At 70.7% G+C, this 21,915-nt stretch carries 19 protein-coding genes and 1 pseudogene; 12 read left to right on the top strand and 8 right to left on the bottom strand.

Features of this window, described 5'->3' with window-relative positions:
• Positions 1–84: 84 nt before the first annotated feature.
• The 4 genes from ACIRVK_RS15875 (at position 85) to ACIRVK_RS15860 (ending at position 5,764) form a co-directional block, all read left to right on the top strand.
• The gene (locus ACIRVK_RS15875) at positions 85–1,368 is read left to right on the top strand and encodes an adenylosuccinate synthase (RefSeq protein WP_404247218.1); all 1,284 of its coding nucleotides are present in this window, start codon (positions 85–87) and stop codon (positions 1,366–1,368) included.
• Between the two features lie 171 nt (positions 1,369–1,539).
• Entirely contained in the window at positions 1,540–3,357 is a 1,818-nt protein-coding gene (locus ACIRVK_RS15870) for a bifunctional metallophosphatase/5'-nucleotidase (RefSeq protein ID WP_404247217.1), read from the top strand.
• A 78-nt stretch (positions 3,358–3,435) separates the two neighbouring features.
• Entirely contained in the window at positions 3,436–5,361 is a 1,926-nt protein-coding gene (locus tag ACIRVK_RS15865) for a glycosyltransferase (protein WP_404247216.1), read from the top strand.
• 109 nt (positions 5,362–5,470) lie between these two features.
• Complete coding sequence (locus tag ACIRVK_RS15860) at positions 5,471–5,764, top strand: hypothetical protein (protein WP_404247215.1); 294 nt, start codon at positions 5,471–5,473, stop codon at positions 5,762–5,764.
• A gap of 44 nt (positions 5,765–5,808) precedes the next feature.
• Here the strand turns inward: ACIRVK_RS15860 and ACIRVK_RS15855 are convergent, their stop codons facing one another.
• The 4 genes from ACIRVK_RS15855 to ACIRVK_RS15840 form a co-directional block, all read right to left on the bottom strand.
• Positions 5,809–6,459 carry a hypothetical protein gene (locus ACIRVK_RS15855; RefSeq protein WP_404247214.1) on the bottom strand — a complete coding sequence of 217 codons (651 nt, stop codon included), beginning with the start codon at positions 6,457–6,459 and terminating at the stop codon, positions 5,809–5,811.
• A 75-nt stretch (positions 6,460–6,534) separates the two neighbouring features.
• Positions 6,535–8,997 (bottom strand): dolichyl-phosphate beta-glucosyltransferase, encoded by a 2,463-nt coding sequence (locus tag ACIRVK_RS15850; protein ID WP_404247213.1) that lies wholly within the window; start codon positions 8,995–8,997, stop codon positions 6,535–6,537.
• Positions 8,994–9,695, bottom strand: coding sequence for a GntR family transcriptional regulator (locus ACIRVK_RS15845; protein ID WP_404247212.1), 702 nt, complete (start codon positions 9,693–9,695; stop codon positions 8,994–8,996). The genes ACIRVK_RS15850 and ACIRVK_RS15845 overlap by 4 nt, the downstream gene beginning before the upstream one ends.
• 140 nt (positions 9,696–9,835) lie before the next feature.
• Entirely contained in the window at positions 9,836–11,191 is a 1,356-nt protein-coding gene (locus tag ACIRVK_RS15840; protein ID WP_404247211.1) for an aspartate aminotransferase family protein, read from the bottom strand.
• Positions 11,192–11,360: 169 nt separating this feature from the next.
• Here ACIRVK_RS15840 and ACIRVK_RS15835 point away from each other — a divergent pair, with 169 nt between their 5' ends.
• From ACIRVK_RS15835 to ACIRVK_RS15825, 3 genes are all read left to right on the top strand, one after another.
• Positions 11,361–11,966: a type 1 glutamine amidotransferase family protein gene (locus ACIRVK_RS15835; RefSeq protein WP_404247210.1), complete on the top strand. Its 606-nt coding sequence runs from the start codon at positions 11,361–11,363 to the stop codon at positions 11,964–11,966.
• Entirely contained in the window at positions 11,963–12,451 is a 489-nt protein-coding gene (locus tag ACIRVK_RS15830) for a MarR family winged helix-turn-helix transcriptional regulator (RefSeq protein ID WP_404247209.1), read from the top strand. The genes ACIRVK_RS15835 and ACIRVK_RS15830 overlap by 4 nt, the downstream gene beginning before the upstream one ends.
• Positions 12,452–12,538: 87 nt before the next feature.
• Positions 12,539–14,434, top strand: coding sequence for a protein kinase (locus ACIRVK_RS15825; RefSeq protein ID WP_404247207.1), 1,896 nt, complete (start codon positions 12,539–12,541; stop codon positions 14,432–14,434).
• 3 nt (positions 14,435–14,437) lie between these two features.
• Here the strand turns inward: ACIRVK_RS15825 and ACIRVK_RS15820 are convergent, their stop codons facing one another.
• Positions 14,438–15,193 (bottom strand): SLATT domain-containing protein, encoded by a 756-nt coding sequence (locus ACIRVK_RS15820; RefSeq protein WP_404247205.1) that lies wholly within the window; start codon positions 15,191–15,193, stop codon positions 14,438–14,440.
• A gap of 272 nt (positions 15,194–15,465) precedes the next feature.
• Here ACIRVK_RS15820 and ACIRVK_RS15815 point away from each other — a divergent pair, with 272 nt between their 5' ends.
• The 3 genes from ACIRVK_RS15815 (at position 15,466) to ACIRVK_RS15805 (ending at position 17,153) form a co-directional block, all read left to right on the top strand.
• Positions 15,466–15,810 (top strand): YbaB/EbfC family nucleoid-associated protein, encoded by a 345-nt coding sequence (locus tag ACIRVK_RS15815; protein WP_404247204.1) that lies wholly within the window; start codon positions 15,466–15,468, stop codon positions 15,808–15,810.
• 88 nt (positions 15,811–15,898) lie between these two features.
• Complete coding sequence (recR, locus tag ACIRVK_RS15810; RefSeq protein WP_404247202.1) at positions 15,899–16,498, top strand: recombination mediator RecR; 600 nt, start codon at positions 15,899–15,901, stop codon at positions 16,496–16,498.
• Positions 16,491–17,153: a DUF5063 domain-containing protein gene (locus tag ACIRVK_RS15805; RefSeq protein WP_404247200.1), complete on the top strand. Its 663-nt coding sequence runs from the start codon at positions 16,491–16,493 to the stop codon at positions 17,151–17,153. Before recR ends, ACIRVK_RS15805 begins: the two co-directional genes overlap by 8 nt.
• A 2-nt stretch (positions 17,154–17,155) precedes the next feature.
• Here the strand turns inward: ACIRVK_RS15805 and ACIRVK_RS15800 are convergent, their stop codons facing one another.
• The 3 genes and pseudogenes from ACIRVK_RS15800 to ACIRVK_RS15790 form a co-directional block, all read right to left on the bottom strand.
• On the bottom strand, positions 17,156–17,992 hold the full coding sequence (locus tag ACIRVK_RS15800; protein WP_404247198.1) for a PhzF family phenazine biosynthesis protein: 837 nt from the start codon (positions 17,990–17,992) through the stop codon (positions 17,156–17,158).
• A gap of 40 nt (positions 17,993–18,032) precedes the next feature.
• Positions 18,033–18,800, bottom strand: coding sequence for a sulfite exporter TauE/SafE family protein (locus tag ACIRVK_RS15795; protein ID WP_404247196.1), 768 nt, complete (start codon positions 18,798–18,800; stop codon positions 18,033–18,035).
• A 110-nt stretch (positions 18,801–18,910) separates the two neighbouring features.
• Positions 18,911–19,117, bottom strand: a pseudogene (locus ACIRVK_RS15790) (response regulator); the annotation flags it as partial.
• Between the two features lie 152 nt (positions 19,118–19,269).
• On the opposite strand from ACIRVK_RS15790, the gene ACIRVK_RS15785 reads away from it, so the two are divergent.
• Positions 19,270–20,547: an aspartate kinase gene (locus ACIRVK_RS15785; protein ID WP_404247194.1), complete on the top strand. Its 1,278-nt coding sequence runs from the start codon at positions 19,270–19,272 to the stop codon at positions 20,545–20,547.
• Complete coding sequence (locus ACIRVK_RS15780; RefSeq protein ID WP_404247192.1) at positions 20,547–21,605, top strand: aspartate-semialdehyde dehydrogenase; 1,059 nt, start codon at positions 20,547–20,549, stop codon at positions 21,603–21,605. Before ACIRVK_RS15785 ends, ACIRVK_RS15780 begins: the two co-directional genes overlap by 1 nt.
• Positions 21,606–21,915: the final 310 nt, after the last annotated feature.

The raw sequence follows: 21,915 nt of genomic DNA, 5'->3' as shown, positions 1-21,915 counted from the left end.
CGGCCGGTCGTGGTGCACGCGGCGGGAACCCTACGCGTACACCCCTGACCTTGGACATGCCCCGCCCGGAAGGGGTGTACGCGCGTGCCCGCACTTGTGCTGCTCGGTGCTCAGTGGGGTGACGAAGGCAAGGGAAAGGCGACGGACCTGCTAGGCGGCTCCGTCGACTATGTGGTGCGCTACCAGGGCGGCAACAACGCCGGCCACACGGTGGTCGTGGGCGACCAGAAGTACGCCCTTCACCTGCTCCCTTCCGGAATCCTCTCGCCGGGGTGCACCCCGGTGATCGGAAACGGTGTCGTCGTCGACCCGTCGGTCCTGCTCTCCGAGCTGAGCGGACTGAACGCCCGCGGCGTCGACACGTCCAAGCTCATGATCAGCGGCAACGCCCACATCATCACGCCGTACAACGTGACGGTGGACAAGGTGACGGAACGCTTCCTCGGAAAGCGGAAGATCGGCACCACCGGGCGCGGCATCGGCCCCACCTACGCGGACAAGATCAACCGCGTCGGCATCCGCGTCCAGGACCTCTACGACGAGTCGATCCTCACCCAGAAGGTCGAAGCGGCCCTCGACGTCAAGAACCAGATGCTCACCAAGCTCTACAACCGGCGCGCGATCGCCGTCGACCAGGTGGTCGAGGAGCTGCTGCAGTACGCCGACAAGCTCAGGCCGTACGTCGCCGACACCGTGCTGGTGCTCAACCAGGCGCTGGAGGACGACAAGGTCGTGCTGTTCGAGGGCGGCCAGGGCACGCTCCTCGACATCGACCACGGCACGTATCCGTTCGTGACGTCCTCGAACCCGACCGCCGGCGGTGCCTGCACCGGAGCCGGCGTGGGCCCGACGAAGATCAGCCGGGTCATCGGCATCCTCAAGGCGTACACGACCCGCGTCGGCTCGGGCCCCTTCCCGACGGAGCTGTTCGACGCGGACGGCGAGGCGCTGCGCCGCATCGGCGGCGAGCGGGGTGTGACGACCGGCCGCGACCGGCGCTGCGGCTGGTTCGACGCCGTCATCGCCCGGTACGCGACCCGCGTCAACGGCCTGACCGACTTCTTCCTCACCAAGCTCGACGTCCTCACCGGCTGGGACGAGATCCCGGTCTGCGTCGCCTACGAGATCGACGGCCGGCGCGTCGAGGAACTCCCGTACTCCCAGACCGACTTCCACCACGCGAAGCCGATCTACGAGTACCTGCCGGGCTGGAACGAGGACATCACCAAGGCGAAGTCCTTCTCCGACCTGCCGAAGAACGCGCAGGACTACGTGAAGGCGCTGGAGGAGATGTCGGGCGCGCCGATCTCCGCGATCGGGGTCGGACCCGGGCGGGACGAGACGATCGAGATCAACTCGTTCCTGTAGAGCTCATCAGGGTAAATCCCTTTTCTCCCCGAGTTGTTGGGCCGGTCATGGACTTCCTTGACCGGCCCATGACTTGCTCCTGGTTCCGTACGGACTCGGCGGGGCGCAAGCATCTACGCGGGTAGCCCGCCGCTGCGCCCTCCCCAGTCCACTCCATTCCCAGGAGCCTGTATGCCCGTCAGTCCGCTGAACCGCCGGGAGTTCGTGAAGAAGTCGGCCGCCACCGGGGCCGCCGTCGCCGCCGCGGGAACCATCGGGGCCGGCACCGCGCAGGCCGCCGAGCGTGCGCCCGAACACCACCGTAAGACCTGGTCGTTCTCCATCCTGGGCACCACCGACCTGCACAGCCACGTCTTCGACTGGGACTACTACAAGGACGCGGCCTACAGCGACAAGGCGGGCAACTCCGTGGGCGTGGCCCGGGTCGCCACGCTCATCAAGCAGCAGCGGGCGGCGAAGGGCGAGGAGCACGTGCTGCTCGTCGACGCCGGTGACATCATCCAGGGCACCTCGCTGGCCTACTACTTCGCGCGGGTCGACCCGATCACGGGCAAGAACGGCAAGCACGGCCCGAGACACCCGATGGCCGTCGCCATGAACCACATGCGCTACGACGCCGCCGCCCTCGGCAACCACGAGTTCAACTACGGCATCGAGGTGCTGCGCAAGTTCGAGCGGCAGTGTCACTTCCCGCTGCTGGGCGCGAACGCGCTCCACGCGAAGACCCTGCGGCCGGCGTTCCCGCCGTACACCGTGAAGCGGATCTGCGTGCCGGGCGCGCCGGACATCAAGGTCGGCATCCTCGGGCTCACCAACCCCGGGATCGCGCTGTGGGACAAGGACAACGTCAGCGGCAAGATGGTCTTCCCCGGGCTGGTGGAGCAGGCGAAGAAGTACGTGCCGCGGCTGCGCGCGCTGGGCTGTGACGTCGTGTTCCTCACCGACCACTCCGGCCTCGACGGATCGACGTCGTACGGCGACGCCCTCCCGTACGTCGAGAACGCCTCCAACCTGGTCGCCGAGCAGGTCCCCGGGATCGACGCGATCCTGGTCGGCCACACGCACAAAGAGGTCTCCTCGTACTCCGTCAAGAACGAGGAGACCGGCGAGGACGTCCTGCTGTCCGAGCCGTACTGCTGGGGCTACCGCCTCACCGTCTTCGACTTCGAGGTCGAGCTGGTGCACGGCCGCTGGAAGGTCACCAGCAAGACCGCGCAGACCCTCAACCCCAACGGGGTGGACGAGGACCCGGAGATCAAGAAGCTCCTGCAGGCCGACCACGAGCTGGTCGTGAAGTACGTCAACACACCGGTCGGCACCTGCACCGAGGACCTCTCGGCGGCGGAGTCCTGCTGGAAGGACGTGCCGATCATGGACTTCATCCACCAGGTCCAGACGGCCACGGTGAAGGCGGGCCTGTCGGCGTCCGACGCGGCGCTCCCGCTGATCTCGGTGGCGGCGCCCTTCTCCCGCACGGCCGACATCCCGGCGGGCAGCGTCACGATCAAGGACATCGCCGGCCTGTACATCTACGACAACACCCTCTACGGCAAGAAGCTCACCGGCGCCCAGCTCAAGGACTACCTGGAGTACGCGGCGAAGTACTACCACCAGGTCCCCGCCGGCACGAAGGTCGACACCGCCACGCTGACCAACGCCAACAACTTCTGGGACTACATGTACGACACGGCGGCGGGCGTCTCCTACGACATCGACATCGCGCAGCCCGAGGGCTCCCGCATCAAGAACCTCACCTACAACGGCGCGCCCGTCGCCGACAACCAGGTCTTCGTCGTCGCCGTCAACAACTACCGCGCCAACGGCGGCTCCGGCTACCCGCACATCGCGACCGCCGACATCGCCTACAGCTCCACCAACGAGATCCGCCAACTGATGATCGACTACGTGACGGCCAAGGGCACCCTGAACCCGAAGGACTTCGCGTCGGTCAACTGGAGGCTCACGCAGAACGGGACGCCGGTCTTCTGATGGCCGTGGGGGGGGGGGGGGGGGGCGCCCGCCCCCCCCCCCCCCCCCCCCACCACGTTCGGGCGGTAAAGTCCCTGGATGCCGAGAATCAAGGTCAGCGTGATCGTTCCCGTGTACAACACCGGGAAGTACGTCGACGAGTGCGCGCCGTCGCTGCTCGGGCAGAGTCTGGCGGCGGACGAGTACGAGGTCGTCTACGTCGACGACGGGTCGACGGACGACACGCTGAGCAGGCTGCAGAAGATCGCGGCCGGGCATCCGAACGTGCAGGTGCACACGCAGGCCAACTCCGGCTGGCCGGGTGCGCCCCGCAATCTCGGGATGCGGCATGCGCGCGGCGAGTACATACAGTTCGTCGACCATGACGACATGCTCGGGACCGAGGCGCTGGAGCGGCTGTACGAGCACGCCAAGCGCAACGACGCCGACGTGGTGCTCGGCAAGATGTCCAGCACGATGGTGCGGCCCCGGCGGCTGTTCCGGCACACGGTGGACGCCTGCACCATCGAGAACGACGAGCTGATGCAGAGCATGTCGCCGCACAAGATGTTCCGGCGCGCGTTCGTCGAGGAGCACGGGCTGCGGTTCCCCGAGGGGCCCTGGATCCTGGAGGACCTGGCCTTCGTCAGCGCCGCCTACCTCAAGGCCGAGCGGATCTCGATCCTCGCCGACTACCCCTGCTACTACTGGATGAAGCGGGACGACGGCGGCAACAACACCCAGCACCGCTTCAACCCCCGGCACGGCTTCTGGGCCAACTGCCGCACCGTCGTCCGCCAGATCAAGGACGGCACCCAGGCCTCGAGCGACGTCGACGCACTGCAGAACCGCCTCCTGCACCGCCTGTACCACGTCGAGGTCCTTTCCCGGACCCGCGAGCCCGAGATCCTGCGCGAGGACCCGGCCGAGCAGCGGCAGCGGTTCGCGGCGGCACGGGAACTGGCCCTGGCGGAGTTCCCGCCGGCCGTACGCGAGGGCCTGCCCGCGGTGTCGCGGCTGCGGGCCGCGCTCCTGGAGGGCGACGACTTCGACGGGGCGGTCGCGCTCGCGGAGAGGGTCCGGGAGGTGAAGGCCCGCAGCGAGATGGGTGGGCTGCGGTGGGAGGACGGGCGGCTGGTCGCGGACGTCACCGTGGATCTGCTGCGGGGGGACGGGGAGCCGCTCGTCCTCCTCGAGCGGGACGGGACGTGGTGGCTGGATCCCGAGCTGGTGGACGGGGTGCCGGGGACCGCGGACGGGTGGGAGGTTCCCGATCCCTTCCGGCTCGCCTGCGCCGAGCTGGTCGTCAAGGACCGGGACCGGGAGGACTGGTGGTATCCGGACGGTGATCTGGAGGTGCGCCTCCAGCCCACGGGCGAGGGACGCTCGCGGGTCGTCGCCGCGGGGCGGCTGAGCCTCGACCCGGAGCGGCTCGCGGGCGGGCGCCCGCTGGAGCGCGGGGTGCACGACGTGTGGGCGTTCGTGCAGCTGCTGGGCATCGACCGCATGGTGCGCCTGACGGGCGACGGCACCCCGGGCGCCCCGGCGGCCGGCCCCGCCCTGACCGGCGGCCGGCTCGCCCTGCCGTACTGGACCGGCAGCGGCCAGCTCGCCCTCGACGTCGACCAGCGTCAGCGCAAGCTGGGCCCCGACACGGCCACCGCCGCCGCGACGAACGCCGAGCGCGGCGACCGCTCCCTCCCGTTGCCCTACGTCGCGGTGGCCCCGGGCACCCCGGCCGGCCGTCTCAAGGTCACCGTCTCCACCGTGACGGTGGACGCCGAACTCGTCCCCGAGGGCACGGTGGCGCACCTTCGCCTTCCCGCCCGCCTCAAGCTCCCCTCCGGCCGCCACCCGGTCACCCTCCCGAAGTCGGCCACCCCCGTCGCCCACGCCACGGTCCGCGACGGCACGCTCCTGCGCCTGGAGGGTCCGGCGTACGAGCCGGGCACCGGCCGCCGCTTCCTGGACGCCGTAACCGACAACCCCCAGGTACGCCGGATACGCGGGCGGCTCGCGAGGTAGCCCCGGCCACCACCCGGCGTAGAAAAGGGCATAACAGGGCAATCGGTGTATGCCGGGCATACGGTGGTGTCGTGCAGGTGTGTGTGTCCGACAGAAGAAGGTGAAGGCGATGCGCGTACTGCTGAAGGTCGGTATGGACACGGCGAAGTCGAACGAGGCCATCCGCAACGGCACCCTGGGGAAGCTGGTCCAGGTGTCGATGGAGCAGATCAAGCCCGAAGCGGCCTACTTCACGGCCGAGGACGGGCAGCGGACCGCCTACCTGATCTTCGACATGGAGGACGTCTCCCTCATGCCGGTGATCAGCGAGCCGTTCTTCCTCAACCTGGACGCGAAGGTGTCCTACACGCCGTTGATGAACTTCGAGGACGTGCAGAAGGGCCTGTCGCAGCTCGGGCGCTGAGCCCCGGCCGGGGCAGCTGAAGACCGGGACGGCTGAAGGCCGGGTCAGCTGAAGACGATCATCGACCCCTGCGCCAGACTCCGGGTCGTCGCCGCGTGCAGGCCGAGCCAGACGTGCCGCTCCCGGGCGAAGGGGCTCGGGTCGTACGGCGCCGGGACGGCCGGCTCCTCCAACTCCGTGGGGGCGCGCGGCGGTTCCGGCGCCGCCGGGGGGTTGGCGGGGTCGATGCCGATCGACGGGGCGACGTACTCCAGCTCCCTGAGCAGGGCCTGCGAGGAGCCCAGGGGCCCGCCGCCGGCCAGCAGGTCGTCGCTGGAGAGGGGCTGGGGGAAGTCGACGGGGACGTACGCGCCCGCGTGGTCGTAGTGCCAGACCAGGTGGGACTGCTGGGCCGTCGCCTCGAACATCTCCAGCAACTGCTCGTAGTCGCCGCCCAGTTCGTCGACCGGGGTGACCGGGAGGCCGCAGACCTGCAGCAGGTAGACGCGGCGCAGGAAGTGCAGCGCGTCGTAGTCGAAGCCGGCGACCGGGGCGACCTCGCCGGACAGGCCCGGCATGTACTGGTACACCGGGACCGGCGGCAGCCCGGCCGCGGCGAGCACGTTGTTGTACTGCGCGAGTTCCTCGGCGAAGGGGTTGTCGGGGGTGTGGCACAACACGTCGACGAGCGGTACCAGCCACAGGTCACAGGCCAAAGAGGGCTCCCTAGCGAGGTGGTCAGTCAAGGCAGAGTAGTCGGTGCGGCACGGGGAGTACCCCGTTCGGACAGGTCAGCTCCCGTGGTGCGGGTCGTGCAGGTCCCATACCCACACGCCGTCCACCCACTTCCCGCCACGGCCCACCAGTTCCGCCACGGCCCGGCGCAGGGCGGCGTCGTTGGGCTGCGGGGCCACCACCAGCGCGCCCGCCTTCCAGAAGGCGAAGTCGAGCCGGGCCTGCGCCCGCCAGTTCTTGCCGATCGTGGGGATCTGGCCGGTGTAGCGGACGTCACGGAGCATGTTGGAGGTGTAGCGCGGGGAGGCGCCGTAGATGCCGATGCGGTCCGGGCCGTAGGGGCCGTTGAAGTAGCCGCCGGGGAGCCGGAAGCCGAGGCCCGCCTCGACCTGCCAGTGCAACTGCTCGGCGTACCCGGAGTCGGGCAGCGGAATGGTCACCAGTGACTCGCCCTCGCGGACGTACGACTTCCACGCCCCGTCGGTGAAGAAGGCCGGCGTCGGCGGGCGTTCGACCGCCTTGAGCGGGGCCGGGATCAGCGGGATCAGGGCGAGGCTGATGCCGAGCAGGCCGATGTACTGGGTGCCGATCCGCGTGGTCGCTCCGAGCCGCTCCAGCGCCAGCGCCAGCAGCATGCCGAGCACCGGCGCGCACACCATCGCCACCCGGCCCTCGATCACCGACTCGAACAGCGGCACCTTGGCGAGCAGCGTCCAGGGCCCGGGGTAGACGTCCTCCGTCATGGGGATGCGGATCTTCGGGCCGAGCGAGAGCACCGCGGCGCCGACCGCGGTGAACGCGAGCACCCTGACCAGGGCCTGCTCCCAGAGCCGTACGACGATCGCGAAGGCGACGAGGAACAGCGGCCAGCCGTAGAACGCGTTCTGCTCGGTGGGGTTCAGGGACAGGGCGTTCGCCCGCAGCTCGTTGCCCGCGACCAGGGAGCGTTCCGCGAAGGAGACCAGCGCCAGGGGGCTGTTGCCCGCGTTGTCGCCGTGCAGCACGCTCTTGTAGCTCTGCGGACCGGTGAACTGCCAGGTCAGCGCGTACGCGACGAGGGGCAGGCAGACGGCGGCCGCGATCGCCAGGCCCTTGAGGAGGGGGCGCCAGGCGGCCCGGGCCACATCCCGGTGTGCGACCGCGTAGGCCGCCGCGAACAGCACCATCCCGAGCGTCGCGAGCAGCAGCGGCTCCTCGCCGAGGAAGACCTGGTAGGTCGCCATCAGGCCCAGCACGACCCCGTCCCGCACCACCCGCGTGCCCGCGCACAGGCGCAGGGCGCGGTCGACGATCAGCGGGATCATGAACAGGATCACGAAGTTGGGGTGGGCGTTGGCGTGGCTGACCATGGGCGGCGCGAAGGCGGCCAGCGCGGCGCCGACGAAGGCCGCGGGGCGGTTGCGGACCACCCGCTTCACGATCAGCCAGTACCAGGCGGCGGCGGTGGCGGCCAGGCCCAGCGTCATGCAGACGCTGAGGGAGACCGCCGGGCCGGCCAGCAGCGTCAGGGGCGCGAAGGGCACGGTCAGGCCCAGCATGACCGTGTTCGCCATGAGGTTCACGCCGTCGGGGAAGCCCTGCAGGTCGGAGAAGAGCGGGTTGTGCAGGTGGACGAGGTTGTGGGCGGTGACCGCGAAGAACCACTCCCACTGGTTCTGGTCCTGGAGGGAGTCGGGGAGGTAGCGGTGGTCCGCGTCGAAGAGGCGGCCCGAGTACAGGGCCATCGACATGAGCAGGAAGACGGTGACGGCGAAGAGGTCCGCCGGGCGCGGTGACCGGGCGCGCAGCCGGGCCAGTTCGGTGAGGACCCGGAGGTAGTCGAGGGTGCGGACCTTGGAGCCGGGCTGGTGGGACCAGCGCACGGGGACCTCGGCGATCCGCCACTCCGCGCGGTGGAAGTGGCGCAGGACCTCGACGTCGATGCCCCAGCCGTTGAGCCGGGAGGCGGCGAAGGCCTCGCGGGCCCGGTCGCCGTCGAAGAGCTTGAAGCCGCACTGGGTGTCCCGTATGCCGGGGACGGCGACGCCGCGTATCAGTAAGTTGCCGGCGCGGCCGAGGAGTTCGCGAAGAAGGTGCTGGCGGTCCTCGATGGTGGCGCCGGGCGCCATACGGGAGCCGATCGCCGCCGCGTCGCCCTCGCTGATCGCCTTGTCGAGCTTGTCCAGCTCCTCTATCGGCGCCGCGAGATCGGCGTCCGTGACCAGCACCCGGCGGCCCCGGGTGGCGGCCACGCCCAGGCGCAGGGCGCTGCCCTTGCCACGGTTGCGCGGGCTGCTGACGAGCTGGATCCGGGGGTCCTGCCGGGCGGTGACCAGCTCGCGCGTGCCGTCGGTCGACCCGTCGTCCACGACGACGATCTCCCACTCGCCCAGGCGGCCCGCGTTCTCCCGCAGATAGCGGGTGACCGCGTCCAGCGTGGGTCCGAGCCGCAGCTCCTCGTTGTAGGCCGGTATGACGACCGAGAGGTCCACCGAGGGGCCGAGGGGAACATCCACGGCCTCCGTGTCCAGGGCGCTCACCGGTCCGACAGCCGCTCGATGAGGGCCAGGGCGTGCGCGTTGTACCCGTCGACGATCGACCGGGCCTTCTTGGTGTCGCGGTGCGACAGGGCGTCGACCAGATCGGTGTGGCCGGACCACAGGGCGCCGCGCAGATCGGTCAGCCGGCGCAGGTGCTGCACCGCGCACACCCAGGACTGCACGCGCAGCCGGTGCAGGAAGTCGGCGAGGTAGGGGTTGCCGAACATCGAGCTCAGTTCGTGCCAGTAGCGCAGGTCGTAGCCGATCAGCACGGTGACGTCACCGGCCCGCGAGGCCCGCTGCGCCTCCTCGCCGCGCCGGCGCACCCCGGCGAGGGCGGCCACGGCACGCGCCTCGTCGTGCGGCGGGAAGCGGTCGCCGTCGACCTCGAGGGCGTGGAACATGCCGTCGGTGATCAGGCTGCGGGCCTCGACGATGCCCCGGTAGTCGGCCGCCGAGTACTCGTGGACGTGGAAGCCGCGGTGCTGGTCCGCGTCGAGCAGCCCCTGCGCGGACAGGTCGACCAGCGCCTCGCGCACCGGCGTCGCGGAGACGCCGTACTGTTCGGCGATCTCCTTGACCGTGAACTCCTGGCCCGGTTGCAGCCGCCCGGCGAGCACCTCGTCGCGTAGCGCGTCGGCGATCTGCTGCCGCAGGGTGCTGCGGGTCACGGAGCCGTTGCCACTGCTGCCGGGCATGGTCGGGGCGTCTCCTCGAAAACGTCGGGTGGCGTACTCGTCCATATCTACGAGCACGCCACCTTACGCGTTCGGGTTGCCCCGGTGTTTACTCGCGTAGCTGTACGCGGCCGGTGCGACCGCTGAGGGCGAGGGGACGGCTACCGCGTGTACTCGTCGGCCACCGAGAGCGCCGCGTCCAGCGCCGCGAAGCCCTCCTTCAGCTCCGCCTCGCTCACGTTGCACGGCGGCACCACATGGGTGCGGTTCATGTTCACGAAGGGCCACAGGCCGTGCTTCTTCGCGGCGGCGGCGAAGGCGGCCATCGGCGCGTTCGCCTCACCGGTCGCGTTGTACGGCACCAGCGGCTCGCGGGTCTCCCGGTCCTTGACCAGCTCCAGCGCCCAGAACATGCCGGTCCCGCGCACCTCACCCACGCTCGGGTGCCGCTCGGCCAGCTCCCGCAGCGCGGGCGCGACGACGCTCTCGCCGAGCCGCCGCGCGTTGTCGACGACCCCTTCCTCCGCCATCACGCGGATCGTCGCGACAGCGGCGGCACAGGCGAGCGGGTGCCCGGAGTAGGTGAGCCCGCCGGGATACGGCCGCCTGGCGAAGGTCTCGGCGATGGCTCCCGAGATGGCGACCCCGCCCAGCGGCACATAGCCGCTGTTCACACCCTTGGCGAAGGTCATCAGGTCGGGCGTGACACCGAACAGGTCGGCCGCGAACCACTCGCCGGTGCGCCCGAACCCGGCCATGACCTCGTCCAGGACGAGGACGATCCCGTACCGGTCGCAGATCTCCCGCACCCCGGCGAGGTATCCCGGCGGCGGCACCATGATCCCGGCCGTCCCCGGAACGGACTCCAGGATGATCGCCGCGACCGTCCCGGGCCCCTCGAAGGCGATGGTCGTCTCCAGGTGCTCCAGCGCCCGCGCGCACTCCTGCTCCTCGGTCTCCGCGTAGAAGCGGGAGCGGTAGAGGTACGGCGCCCAGAAGTGCACGACGCCGGCGGCGGCGCTGTCGGAGGCCCACCGCCGGGGATCCCCGGTGATGTTGACGGCCTGCTGCGTACCGCCGTGGTACGACCGGTACGCCGACAGCACCTTCGCCCGCCCGGTGTGCAGCCGCGCCATCCGCACCGCGTGCTCGACGGCGTCGGCCCCGCCGTTGGTGAAGAAGATCTTGTCCAGATCACCGGGCGTCCGCTCGGCGATCAGCCGCGCCGCCTCCGAACGGGCCTCGATGGCGAACGCCGGCGCGAACGTGGACAGGCGTGCGGCCTGCTCCTGGATCGCGGCGACGACCTTGGGGTGCTGGTAGCCGATGTTCGTGTAGACGAGCCCGCTGCTGAAGTCGAGGTACCGCTTCCCGTCGTAGTCCCAGAAGTACGACCCCTCCGCACCGGCGACGGCGAGCGGGTCGATGAGCTCCTGCGCTGACCAGGAGTGGAAGACGTGCGCCCGGTCCGCCGCCTTCACGGCGGCGCCGGCCTGGGGGTTCGGCTGAGGGGTCATGGCGGCGAGCGTAGGGGCGGGGTGCGAAGGGACGGTATCGGCGACCTGTCTGCGGTGCGGGGGTTTCCGCGACAGGTTGTCGACGGTGAGAGTGTCTGGGGCCAACCATTGACAGCATCCTGTCCAAGCGACAGCCTGCTGTCATAGGGTCTCACCCGGAGGAGCAGCCATGAGCCGCAAGCCAGTGCACCTCGCCGTCTACGACACGCTCGCCGACTGGGAGACCGGACACGCCACCGCGTACCTCGCCCGCGCCGGCTACGAGATCCGTACGGTCGGGCCGACGCCCGCACCGGTCCGGTCCATCGGCGGCCTGCGCATCGAGCCCGACCTCGCCCTGGCCGACGTACGCCCCGAGGACAGCTCCCTGCTGATCCTGCCGGGCGCCGACGCCTGGGACGTAGGCGAGGACCTCGCGCCCTTCGCCCGCAAGGCGCGGGAGTTCCTCCACGCGGGAACGCCCGTCGCCGCGATCTGCGGGGCCACCGCCGGGCTCGCCCGTGAGGGACTGCTGGACGACCGCGACCACACCAGCGCCGTCTCCTTCTACCTCGCCGCGACCGGCTACCAGGGCGGCGGGCGGTACGTCGACGCGGACGCCGTCACCGGCGGGACACTGGTCACCGCCGGACCCACCGAACCCGTCGCCTTCGCGCGCGAGATCTTCCGGCTGCTCGGGGTGTACGACGGTGAGCTCCTCGACGCCTGGTACCGGCTGTTCCACGACTCGGACCCGGAGGCCTTCGCCGTCCTGCGGAAGGCGGCCGCGGGATGAGCCGGGAACGACAGGACCTGCTCAGCCGCAGCGCGCTCGGGGTCTTCCGGCTCAACGGCCAATTCCTGGGCGTGGCAGAGGAGTTGGCCAAGCCCTCCGGCCTCACGGCTGCCTGGTGGCAGGTGCTCGGCGCGGTGCTCGCCGAGCCGCTGACGGTCGCCGGGATCGCCCGGGCTATGGACGGGGGTCTGGGGGTGTCCCCCAGAAAGCACAGAACCCGGCAGAGCGTGCAGCGCATCGCCGATCTGCTGGTGGAGCGCGGCCTCGCCGAGTACCGGCCCAACCCGGCCCACCGCCGTGCCAAACTACTCGCGCCCACCGAGGAGGGGCGCGCGGCGATCCACCGGATCAACCCCGGTCACGCCGCCTTCGCCGACCGGCTCGCGGAGGCCTTCGGGGAAGCCGAACTCGCGGAGGCCGTACAGACACTGGAACGGCTGTCCAAGGTGCTCGACCAGCTGGGACCGCCTGTTACGGAACCGTAGACACCGCTCCCGTCCTCCTCCCTCCTCGCCCGCACTATCGTGGGGCTGTCGTACAGGGGCGTATCGGGGGATTTCGGGGGGCCTGCGATGGAGAAGCTCGGGGCGGGAGATCCGCAGCGGATCGGGGCGTACCGGCTGCTGGGGCGGCTCGGCGCGGGCGGGATGGGGTTCGTGTACCTCGCCCGGTCGGACCGGGGGCGGACCGTCGCCGTCAAGCTGGTCCGGCGGGAACTGGCCGCGCAGGAGGAGTTCCGGGCGCGGTTCCGGCAGGAGGTGCAGGCCGCACGGCAGGTCGGCGGGCACTGGACGGCACCCGTCCTCGACGCCGACACCGAGGCCGCCGTGCCGTGGGTGGCCACCGGGTACGTCGCCGGGCCGACCCTGCAGCAGGTCGTCGGGCACGACCACGGCGCGCTGCCCGAGCGGTCGGTGCGCATCCTCGCCGCCGGGCTCGCGCAGGCACTGAAGGACATCCATGCCGCCGGGATCATCCACCGCGACCTCAAGCCGTCCAACGTGCTCGTCACCATCGACGGACCCCGCGTCATCGACTTCGGCATCGCGCGCGCCCTGGAGACGGTGACCGACGGGGGCCTGACGCGGACCGGCGCCCTCGTCGGCTCGCCCGGGTTCATGGCGCCCGAGCAGGTGCGCGGCGACCGGATCACACCGGCCTGCGACGTCTTCTGCCTCGGCTCCGTCCTGGCGTACGCGGCCACCGGCGCCCTGCCCTTCGGCACCGCCAACAGCGGGGTGCACGCGCTGATGTTCCGCATCGCTCAGGAGGAACCCGACCTGGAGGGGGTGCCGGAGGGCCTGGCCGACCTCGTCCGCGACTGCCTGAAGAAGGACCCGGGGGCGCGACCGACGCTGGACGAGGTGCTGGAGCGCACGGGCGCCGAGGACACGGTCCTGGACGGCCGCTCCCGCGACCCCTGGCTCCCGAGCGCCCTGGTGGCCCAACTCGGCCGCCACGCCGTGCAGTTGCTCGACACGGAGGACCCGGATCAGTCGGGGGAGGGGACGGCCGGGGGTGGGGGCTCGGGGAGGCCTTCGCTCGAGAAGAACGGGAAGGGTGCGGGGGCAGGCGGCGGTGCGGATGCCGGCGTCGGTTCCGGAGCCCGGGTCGCCCCCGAACAGCCGGGTACCGCCACCCCGTTGGACCACCTGCCGACGGTCGTGGCCGGTCAGGGCGGTGCCCAGACGCCCCCGCCGTCCCACGGCCAGACCCCGCCCCCGGCCCACCCGGCCTACGGCCACCCGCAGCAGCATCCCGGGTACGGCTATCCGCAGCAGCCCGCCGCCTACGGCTACCCCCAGCAACCCGGCCCGTACGGCGGCCTCGGCTCCACCCCGCCCTACGGACCCTCCTACGGCGGCCCGGTGATGGCGCCGCCGCCCGAAGCGCCCCGTAAGAACGGCCGTTCCACCGCGCTGTTGGTCGTCGTGGCGCTGGTCGTCGCGCTCGGGGCGGGTGGGTCGGTCTACGCGCTCATGAACGGGGGCGGCGGCAACAAGGGCGACGACAAGGCGGGCCCGGCCCCGACCACCGCCCCCGGAACCTCCGGCCCGAACACCTCCCAGCCGCCCCCGACGGCCACCGCCTCCGCCAGTGCCTCCGCCGCCTCGGGCGGCGCGGTCCCGTCGGGTTACCTGGGCACCTGGACGGCCACGATCACCAACAAGGACGGTGCGAACACCCGCCAACTCACCATCCGGCAGGGCAAGGTGGGCGACGCGCTGCTCACCCTCGTCGCGGACGGCCCCACTACCAGCGGCAACTACCACTGCGTGTTCCAGGCCCAGCTCACCGCGGACCCGGGCGGCAACGGCCCGTTGGAGCTGGGCCCGTCCACGGTCACCCAGGGCGATTCCGGTTACTGCAAACCGGGCGGCGCGACCGAGATCAGCCTGCTGCCCAACGGCACCCTGCAGCGCGTCAACACCAGCAACGGCGAGAAACTGGACTACACGCGCCAGTGAGCGTCACCTGGGCTCGGGCGGCCGCTGTCGGGGCATGTTCGGTCGTGCCCCCGGCCCGGGCGGCCCGGTGAACCGCCCGTTGGCGCTCGACCCGTCCACAGCCGCCCGCGCCGAACCCGACACCGCCGACTGGATCCCCATGGGCGCCGAGCCGGTCCGGAACTCCACCATCCAGTCCGCCGTCTCCGTCCGCACCAGCTCCGTCACGTCCTCGGCAAACCTCCGCAGCACCCCCAGGCACCGCTCGGCGGCCTCCCCGGCCGTCCCCTCGGCGGGCCCCAGAACCTCGCGCACGCTCTCCGAGGCCCACTCGAACTGCAACGCCTGCAGCCGCCGCTGCACGGCCTGCGCGGTGGCCACGTCCCTTATCCAGCCCGAGGTCACGCCGAAGAACCGGTCCACCGCCACGCACGCCACGGCGAGCAGCAGCGCCAGATACCCCCAGGCGGCGGCCCCGCCGAGCAGCCCCGTCAGATCCAGCAACGGCATGGCGGCCCCGGTCACCGCCCCCGCCGCGGCTCCGGCGCGCAGCACCCGCGCGCCCCGCCGCTTCCACACCCGGTCCACGAGGTACCAGGCCGCCGTCTCCAGCGCCCCGCGCTCCACCCACCGGTACAGCTCGTGCAGCCGCTCGGCCGGCTCGCCCCAGTCCCCGAGCGGAAAGGACCGCCCGACCAGATCGCCCGGCCGCAAGCCGGCCGCGCCCTCGCCCCACCCGTCCTGAGGCGGACCCTCGGGCTGCATCTCCGGCTGACCCACCCGGCACTCCCTACTGATCACGGCCGCTCACGTTGCGTGACATCGCGTGCGGGCGCGGCCCCCCACCACCGCCCGGCGGGACCCTTCCTACCGCCCAATGGGTGGCACGGGCGTGCCTTTCGCCGGTTTTCCGCCCGCAAGAGGGCCTTGATCAGGTAGGCGAGTCACCGTGATCTCACTCGAAAGAGTGGCGGGGCGATGGCTGCGCGGACCACGTAGGCTCGTGCACAACGGAAAACACAACGGATGAAACGACGAATCCAGGAGTGATCGTGATTCCCGGTGGTGGCCAGCCCAACATGCAGCAGCTGCTCCAGCAGGCCCAGAAGATGCAGCAGGACCTGCAGAAGGCCCAGGAGGAGCTGGCGCAGACGGAGGTCGACGGGCAGGCGGGCGGAGGTCTGGTCAAGGCGACCGTGACCGGCGCCGGCGAGCTGCGCGCCCTGCAGATCGACCCCAAGGCGGTGGACCCGGAGGACACTGAGACCCTCGCCGACCTGATCGTCGCCGCCGTCCACGCGGCCAACGAGAACGCCCAGAACCTCCAGCAGCAGAAGCTCGGCCCGCTGGCCCAGGGCCTGGGCGGCGGCAGCGGCATCCCGGGCCTGCCCTTCTGAGCCGTTCCGAGACCCGGCCCGCCTTTCGAAGAGAGGCGTCGGCCAACTACCGTACGTGTGTAAGGAACCCCGGGAAGGACGGCAGTCCGTGTACGAAGGCGTGGTGCAGGACCTCATCGACGAGCTGGGGCGGCTGCCCGGCGTCGGTCCCAAGAGCGCCCAGCGGATCGCCTTCCACATCCTGCAGGCGGAACCGACGGACGTACGGCGGCTCGCGCAGGCCCTGATGGAGGTCAAGGCGAAGGTCCGCTTCTGCGCGACCTGCGGCAACGTCGCACAGGAGGAACTGTGCAACATCTGCCGTGACACGCGCCGCGACGCCTCCGCCATCTGCGTGGTGGAGGAACCGAAGGACGTGGTGGCGATCGAGCGCACCCGGGAGTTCCGGGGCCGCTACCACGTGCTCGGCGGCGCCATCAGCCCGATCGAGGGCGTGGGCCCCGACGACCTGCGTATACGGGAACTTCTCGCGCGGTTGGCCGACGGGACGGTCACGGAGCTGATCCTGGCCACGGACCCGAATCTGGAGGGCGAGGCGACCGCCACCTACCTCGCCCGCATGATCAAGCCCATGGGCCTCAAGGTCACCCGCCTGGCCAGCGGCCTCCCGGTGGGTGGCGACCTGGAATACGCGGACGAGGTGACCCTCGGCCGCGCCTTCGAGGGGAGACGACTCCTAGATGTCTGACGCCACACTGCACGACGCGACGCAGGACCCGGACGACTTCGCGGTTCAGATCGCGGACCAGGTGGAGAGCTTCCTGGTAGCGGTGACCGAGGTCGCGAAGGGCGACGAGCCGGACTCGGCCGTGCCCTTCCTCCTCCTGGAGGTCTCCCAGCTCCTGCTGGCGGGCGGCCGCCTCGGCGCGCACGAGGACATCGTCCCCGACGAACGCTACGAGCCGGACACGGGCCCGGACGCCGACGTGGACGAACTCCGCGAGAACCTGGCGAGGTTGCTGGACCCGGTGGACGTCTACTCGGAGGTCTTCGACCCCTACGAGCCCCGCAAGGCGCCGGTCCCTGCCCGCCTCTCCGACGACATCACCGACGTCATCACCGACCTCCGCCACGGCATGGCCCACTACCGCGCCGGCCGCGTCACCGAGGCGCTGTGGTGGTGGCAGTTCTCCTACTTCTCCAACTGGGGCCCGACGGCCTCCGCCGCCCTGCGCGCCCTGCAGTCCGTCCTCATCCACGTCCGCCTCAACCAGCCCCTGGCGGAACTGGACGGCCTGGACACGGACCAGACGCCGATGGGCGACGAGACCCTCGAATTCGAGGCGGGCCGGGTGATGGCGGAGGAGATCGGGGGGCCATTGAGGATGAGGCCGGGGAAGTAGAGTCAGATCTGCACGGCCGTCCCCGAAACCCTGATCCCGCTTCCCGTCTCCCGCGGCACCGAGACGGTGATGGTGCTCGGTCGTCCCATGTCGGCGCCCTGGTGGATCGTCAAGGTGGTGGGTGTCTCGACGAGTTCCAGCTCGCGCAGGTATCCGCCGAGGGCGGCGGCCGCCGCCCCGGTGGCCGGATCCTCGACGACTCCGCCAGGCGGGAAGGGGTTGCGCACATGGAACACCGTCGGGCGCTCCCGCCAGACCAGAGCGACGGTCACCCAGTCCTTGCGGCGCATCAGGTCGCTGAGCACGGGCATGTCGTAGTCGAGGTCGGCCAGTCGCTCCCGGCTCGCGGCGCCGACGACCGGATGCCAGGCGCCCGCGTAGGCGGCACGGACCGGCAGAGCCGGGTCGAGGTCGTCGGCGGACCAGCGCAGGGCTTCGAGGAGTTCGGACAGGTCGGACGCGGAGACGGCCACCGATCGTGGCGCCACGCTCACGAGGGAGGCCACGAGGGAGCCGTCCTCGGCCAGTGACGTGGTGACGCGAACCTCACCCGCCTTGGTGTGCAGAACCAGCGAGCCCACGCCGTGGCGGTGCGCGTGGGCGACGGCCGTCGCGATCGTCGCGTGGCCGCAGAAGGGCACTTCGGCGAGCGGGCTGAAGTATCGGATGCCCATGACGCCGTCGGCGCCCGGCACCACGAACGCCGTCTCCGAGTACCCCACTTCGGCCGCCATGACCTGCATCGTCGCGTCGTCGAGCTCGGTGGCGTCCAGCACCACACCCGCGGGGTTGCCGCCCGCGGGGTCGCTGCTGAAGGCCACGTAGCGCAGAATCTCCATCCGCCGACGGTAGCGGCTCATCCCCGAGTTCACGGACTGATCACAGCCCCCAAAATCCCTTGCCCACCGCCGTGACCCCGCCCGTCAGCGCCAGTAGCAGTACCAGCGAGCGGGCCCGTCGCTCGGGTATGCGGGAGGCCAGGCCGCGGCCGATGAAGCCGCCCGCCGTCATCGCCGCGAGCACCGCTACCCACCTCCGTGTGCTCAGTTCCGGCACGCCGTTCGACGCCACCGAGAAGGCGTTCACGACCACGCCGTAGAACATCGCGTTCGGGACGAACTCCCGCACGGTCCAGTCGGCGTTGACGGCGTAGAGGGAGAAGGGCGGGCCGCCCACGCCCGCCGCGGAGTTCATGAAGCCGCCCACCGCGCCGGCGGCGATCGCGCCCCGGATGCCGCGCAGGGTGGACACCCTCGCGCCCCGCATGACGAGCAGGACGGCCATGGTGACCAGGGTTCCCATGACCAACAGGAGCCAGGATTCGGGGAGTTGGCGGGTCAGCCAGGTTCCGGCCGGGACCGTGCAGGCCGCCGCCACGCACAGGGGCACCATCGCGGCGGGCCGTACGCGCCGCCAGCCGCCCGCGAGGCCCACGAGGCAGATCGCCCCGGCCGCGCAGTTGGCGAGGACCACCCCCTGCGCCGGCCCCAGCAGCAGCACCAGCGCGGGCACGGCGACCAGGGCGAAGCCCATGCCGGTGAGCCACTGCACCGAGGAACCGAGGAGGACGGCCCCCGCCAGCAGTACGTCCGTGAGCACTCGACCACTCCCCGTGAATTGGATGCGTCCTGGACCTGCGTTGTACATCGCCTGCACGGGTCCTCACCAGCGAAAAGGCAGTCTGGAGGCACATCAACCGCCCGATCCGCACCTGGTGTCGCCGTTGCCGAGCAGCAGGGCGATGCGGCGAGGTCGGCGGGCTGGACTCGTCGCATCACCGCCCTTGTGAGCGCGATGACCTCGCGGACCTCGAAGGGCTTGGAGATGATGACCGGCATGTCACCGCGTCCGCGCAGCGCCTTGCAGACGTCGAGGCCGTCGGTGTCGGGCAGGCCGAGATCGAGGAGGACGACGTCGTAGGGGCCCTCGTGGGCGAGTGCCGCGGCGCCCGTCGTGACCCAGTCGCGCCTCTTGTGACGCGCTGCACTTTTCCCGGCGCCCCGGTCTGGGCATGCGCTGACCTGGGCGTGCGAATCTCACCATGCGATACCGCGGAGGTGGATTTCGGGCGCTCGATAGACTGAGCCGACACACACGGACCGAGCGAGGAGCGCACGTGGGCCTTGTCGTGCAGAAGTACGGAGGCTCCTCCGTAGCCGATGCCGAGGGCATCAAGCGCGTCGCCAAGCGGATCGTGGAAGCGAAGAAGAACGGCAACCAGGTGGTTGTCGTCGTTTCCGCGATGGGCGACACGACGGACGAGCTGATCGATCTCGCCGAGCAGGTATCCCCGATGCCTGCCGGGCGTGAGTTCGACATGCTGCTGACCGCGGGAGAGCGTATCTCCATGGCCCTGCTGGCCATGGCGATCAAAAACCTGGGCCACGAGGCCCAGTCGTTCACCGGCAGCCAGGCAGGCGTCATCACCGACTCGGTCCACAACAAAGCCCGGATCATCGACGTGACCCCGGGCCGGATCAGGACGGCGCTGGACGAGGGCAACATCGCCATCGTCGCCGGCTTCCAGGGCGTCTCGCAGGACAAGAAGGACATCACCACGCTGGGGCGTGGCGGGTCCGACACCACCGCCGTCGCGCTGGCCGCCGCCCTCGACGCCGAGGTGTGCGAGATCTACACCGACGTCGACGGCGTGTTCACCGCCGACCCGCGCGTGGTGAAGAAGGCGAAGAAGATCGACTGGATCTCCTTCGAGGACATGCTGGAGCTCGCCTCGTCCGGCTCCAAGGTGCTGCTCCACCGCTGCGTGGAGTACGCCCGCCGCTACAACATCCCGATCCACGTCCGGTCCAGCTTCAGCGGGCTGCAGGGCACCTGGGTCAGCAGTGAGCCGATCGAGCAAGGGGACAAGAAGGTGGAGCAGGCCATCATCTCGGGTGTCGCGCACGACACCTCCGAGGCCAAGATCACGGTCGTCGGCGTGCCGGACAAGCCGGGCGAGGCCGCCGTCATCTTCCGCGCCATCGCCGACGCCGAGATCAATATCGACATGGTGGTGCAGAACGTGTCGGCCGCGTCCACCGGGCTGACCGACATCTCCTTCACCCTCCCCAAGACCGAGGGCCGCAAGGCCATAGACGCCCTGGAGAAGGCGAAGACGGGCATCGGCTTCGACTCGCTGCGCTACGACGACCAGATCGGCAAGATCTCCCTGGTCGGCGCGGGGATGAAGACCAACCCGGGGGTCACGGCCGGCTTCTTCGAGGCGCTGTCCGACGCGGGCGTGAACATCGAGCTGATCTCGACCTCCGAGATCCGCATCTCGGTCGTCACCCGCGCCGACGACGTCCCGGAGGCCGTGCGCGCCGTGCACTCCGCCTTCGGTCTGGACTCCGACTCCGAAGAGGCGGTCGTCTACGGGGGCACAGGACGCTGATGTCGGGGAAGACCCGGCCGACGCTCGCGGTCGTGGGGGCGACCGGTGCCGTCGGCACGGTCATGCTCCAGATCCTGTCCCAGCACGCGGACATCTGGGGTGAGATCCGTCTGATCGCCTCCCCGCGCTCGGCCGGCCGCAAGCTGGCCGTGCGCGGGGAGCAGGTCGAGGTGACGGCCCTGTCGGAGGACGCCTTCGACGGGGTCGACGTCGCCATGTTCGACGTGCCCGACGAGGTGTCCGCGGAGTGGGCGCCGGTCGTCGCCGCCAGGGGCGCGGTCGTGGTGGACAACTCGGGTGCCTTCCGGATGGACCCGGACGTGCCGCTGGTCGTGCCCGAGGTCAATCCGCACTGCGCCCGCCGCCGGCCGCGCGGGATCATCGCCAACCCCAACTGCACCACGCTGTCGATGATCGTCGCGCTGGGCGCGCTGCACGCCGAGTTCGGGCTGCGCGAGCTGGTCGTCTCCTCGTACCAGGCGGTGAGCGGGGCCGGGCGGGCCGGTGTCGACACGCTCCGGCAGCAGCTGGCGCTGGTCGCCGGCACCGAGCTCGGCACCAGCCCCGGTGACCTGCGGCGGGCCGTGGGCGACAACACCGGGCCGTTCCCGGAGCCGGTCGCGCTGAACGTCGTGCCGTGGGCCGGGTCGCTGCGCGAGGACGGCTGGTCGTCGGAGGAGATGAAGGTGCGGGACGAGACCCGCAAGATCCTCGGGCTGCCCGCGCTGCCGGTCGCCGTCACCTGCGTACGGGTGCCCGTGATCACCACGCACTCCCTGACCCTCCACGCCCGTTTCCAGGGCGAGGTGAGCGTCGACGGGGCCCGCGAGATCCTCGCCACCGCGCCCGGGGTCGTCCTCTTCGACAACCCGGCCGCCGGGGAGTTCCCCACCCCGGCCGACGTGGTGGGCACCGACCCCACGTGGGTGGGCCGGGTGCGCCGGGCCCTCGACGACCCCACGGCGCTCGAACTGTTCGTTTGCGGTGACAACCTGCGCAAGGGTGCGGCCCTCAACACCGCACAGATCGCGGAGCTGGTGGCGGCCGAGCTCGGGTGACGGTGCGTGACCATGGTCGCGCTCCCATGACCTGCCGTGTTGCGCGAGACACATCCCGATGTAAGGGGTTGCTGCCGGAAAAGTCCTGGCCGAGGGCCGGTCGGTTTGTAGGATCTACGGACGACATGTGGCCCGACCAATTGGTCCGTACCACTTGCCGAGAGCCGCCCGGGCGTCCGAGGATTTCCCTCCCCGCTCTTCGCAACCGCGCGAAGAGCGGGGAGCGTCTTTGCGAACGCCCTTCAGGGGGTGGCGGGGACGCGGCACGAGGCGTGGGGACGTCTCGGTCATTCGTGACATAGGGGAAGAG

It is taken from the genome of Streptomyces sp. NPDC101152 (genome assembly GCF_044768275.1).
Taxonomy (GTDB): Bacteria; Actinomycetota; Actinomycetes; order Streptomycetales; family Streptomycetaceae; genus Streptomyces.
This window is presented reverse-complemented; position numbering and strand designations above follow the sequence as displayed.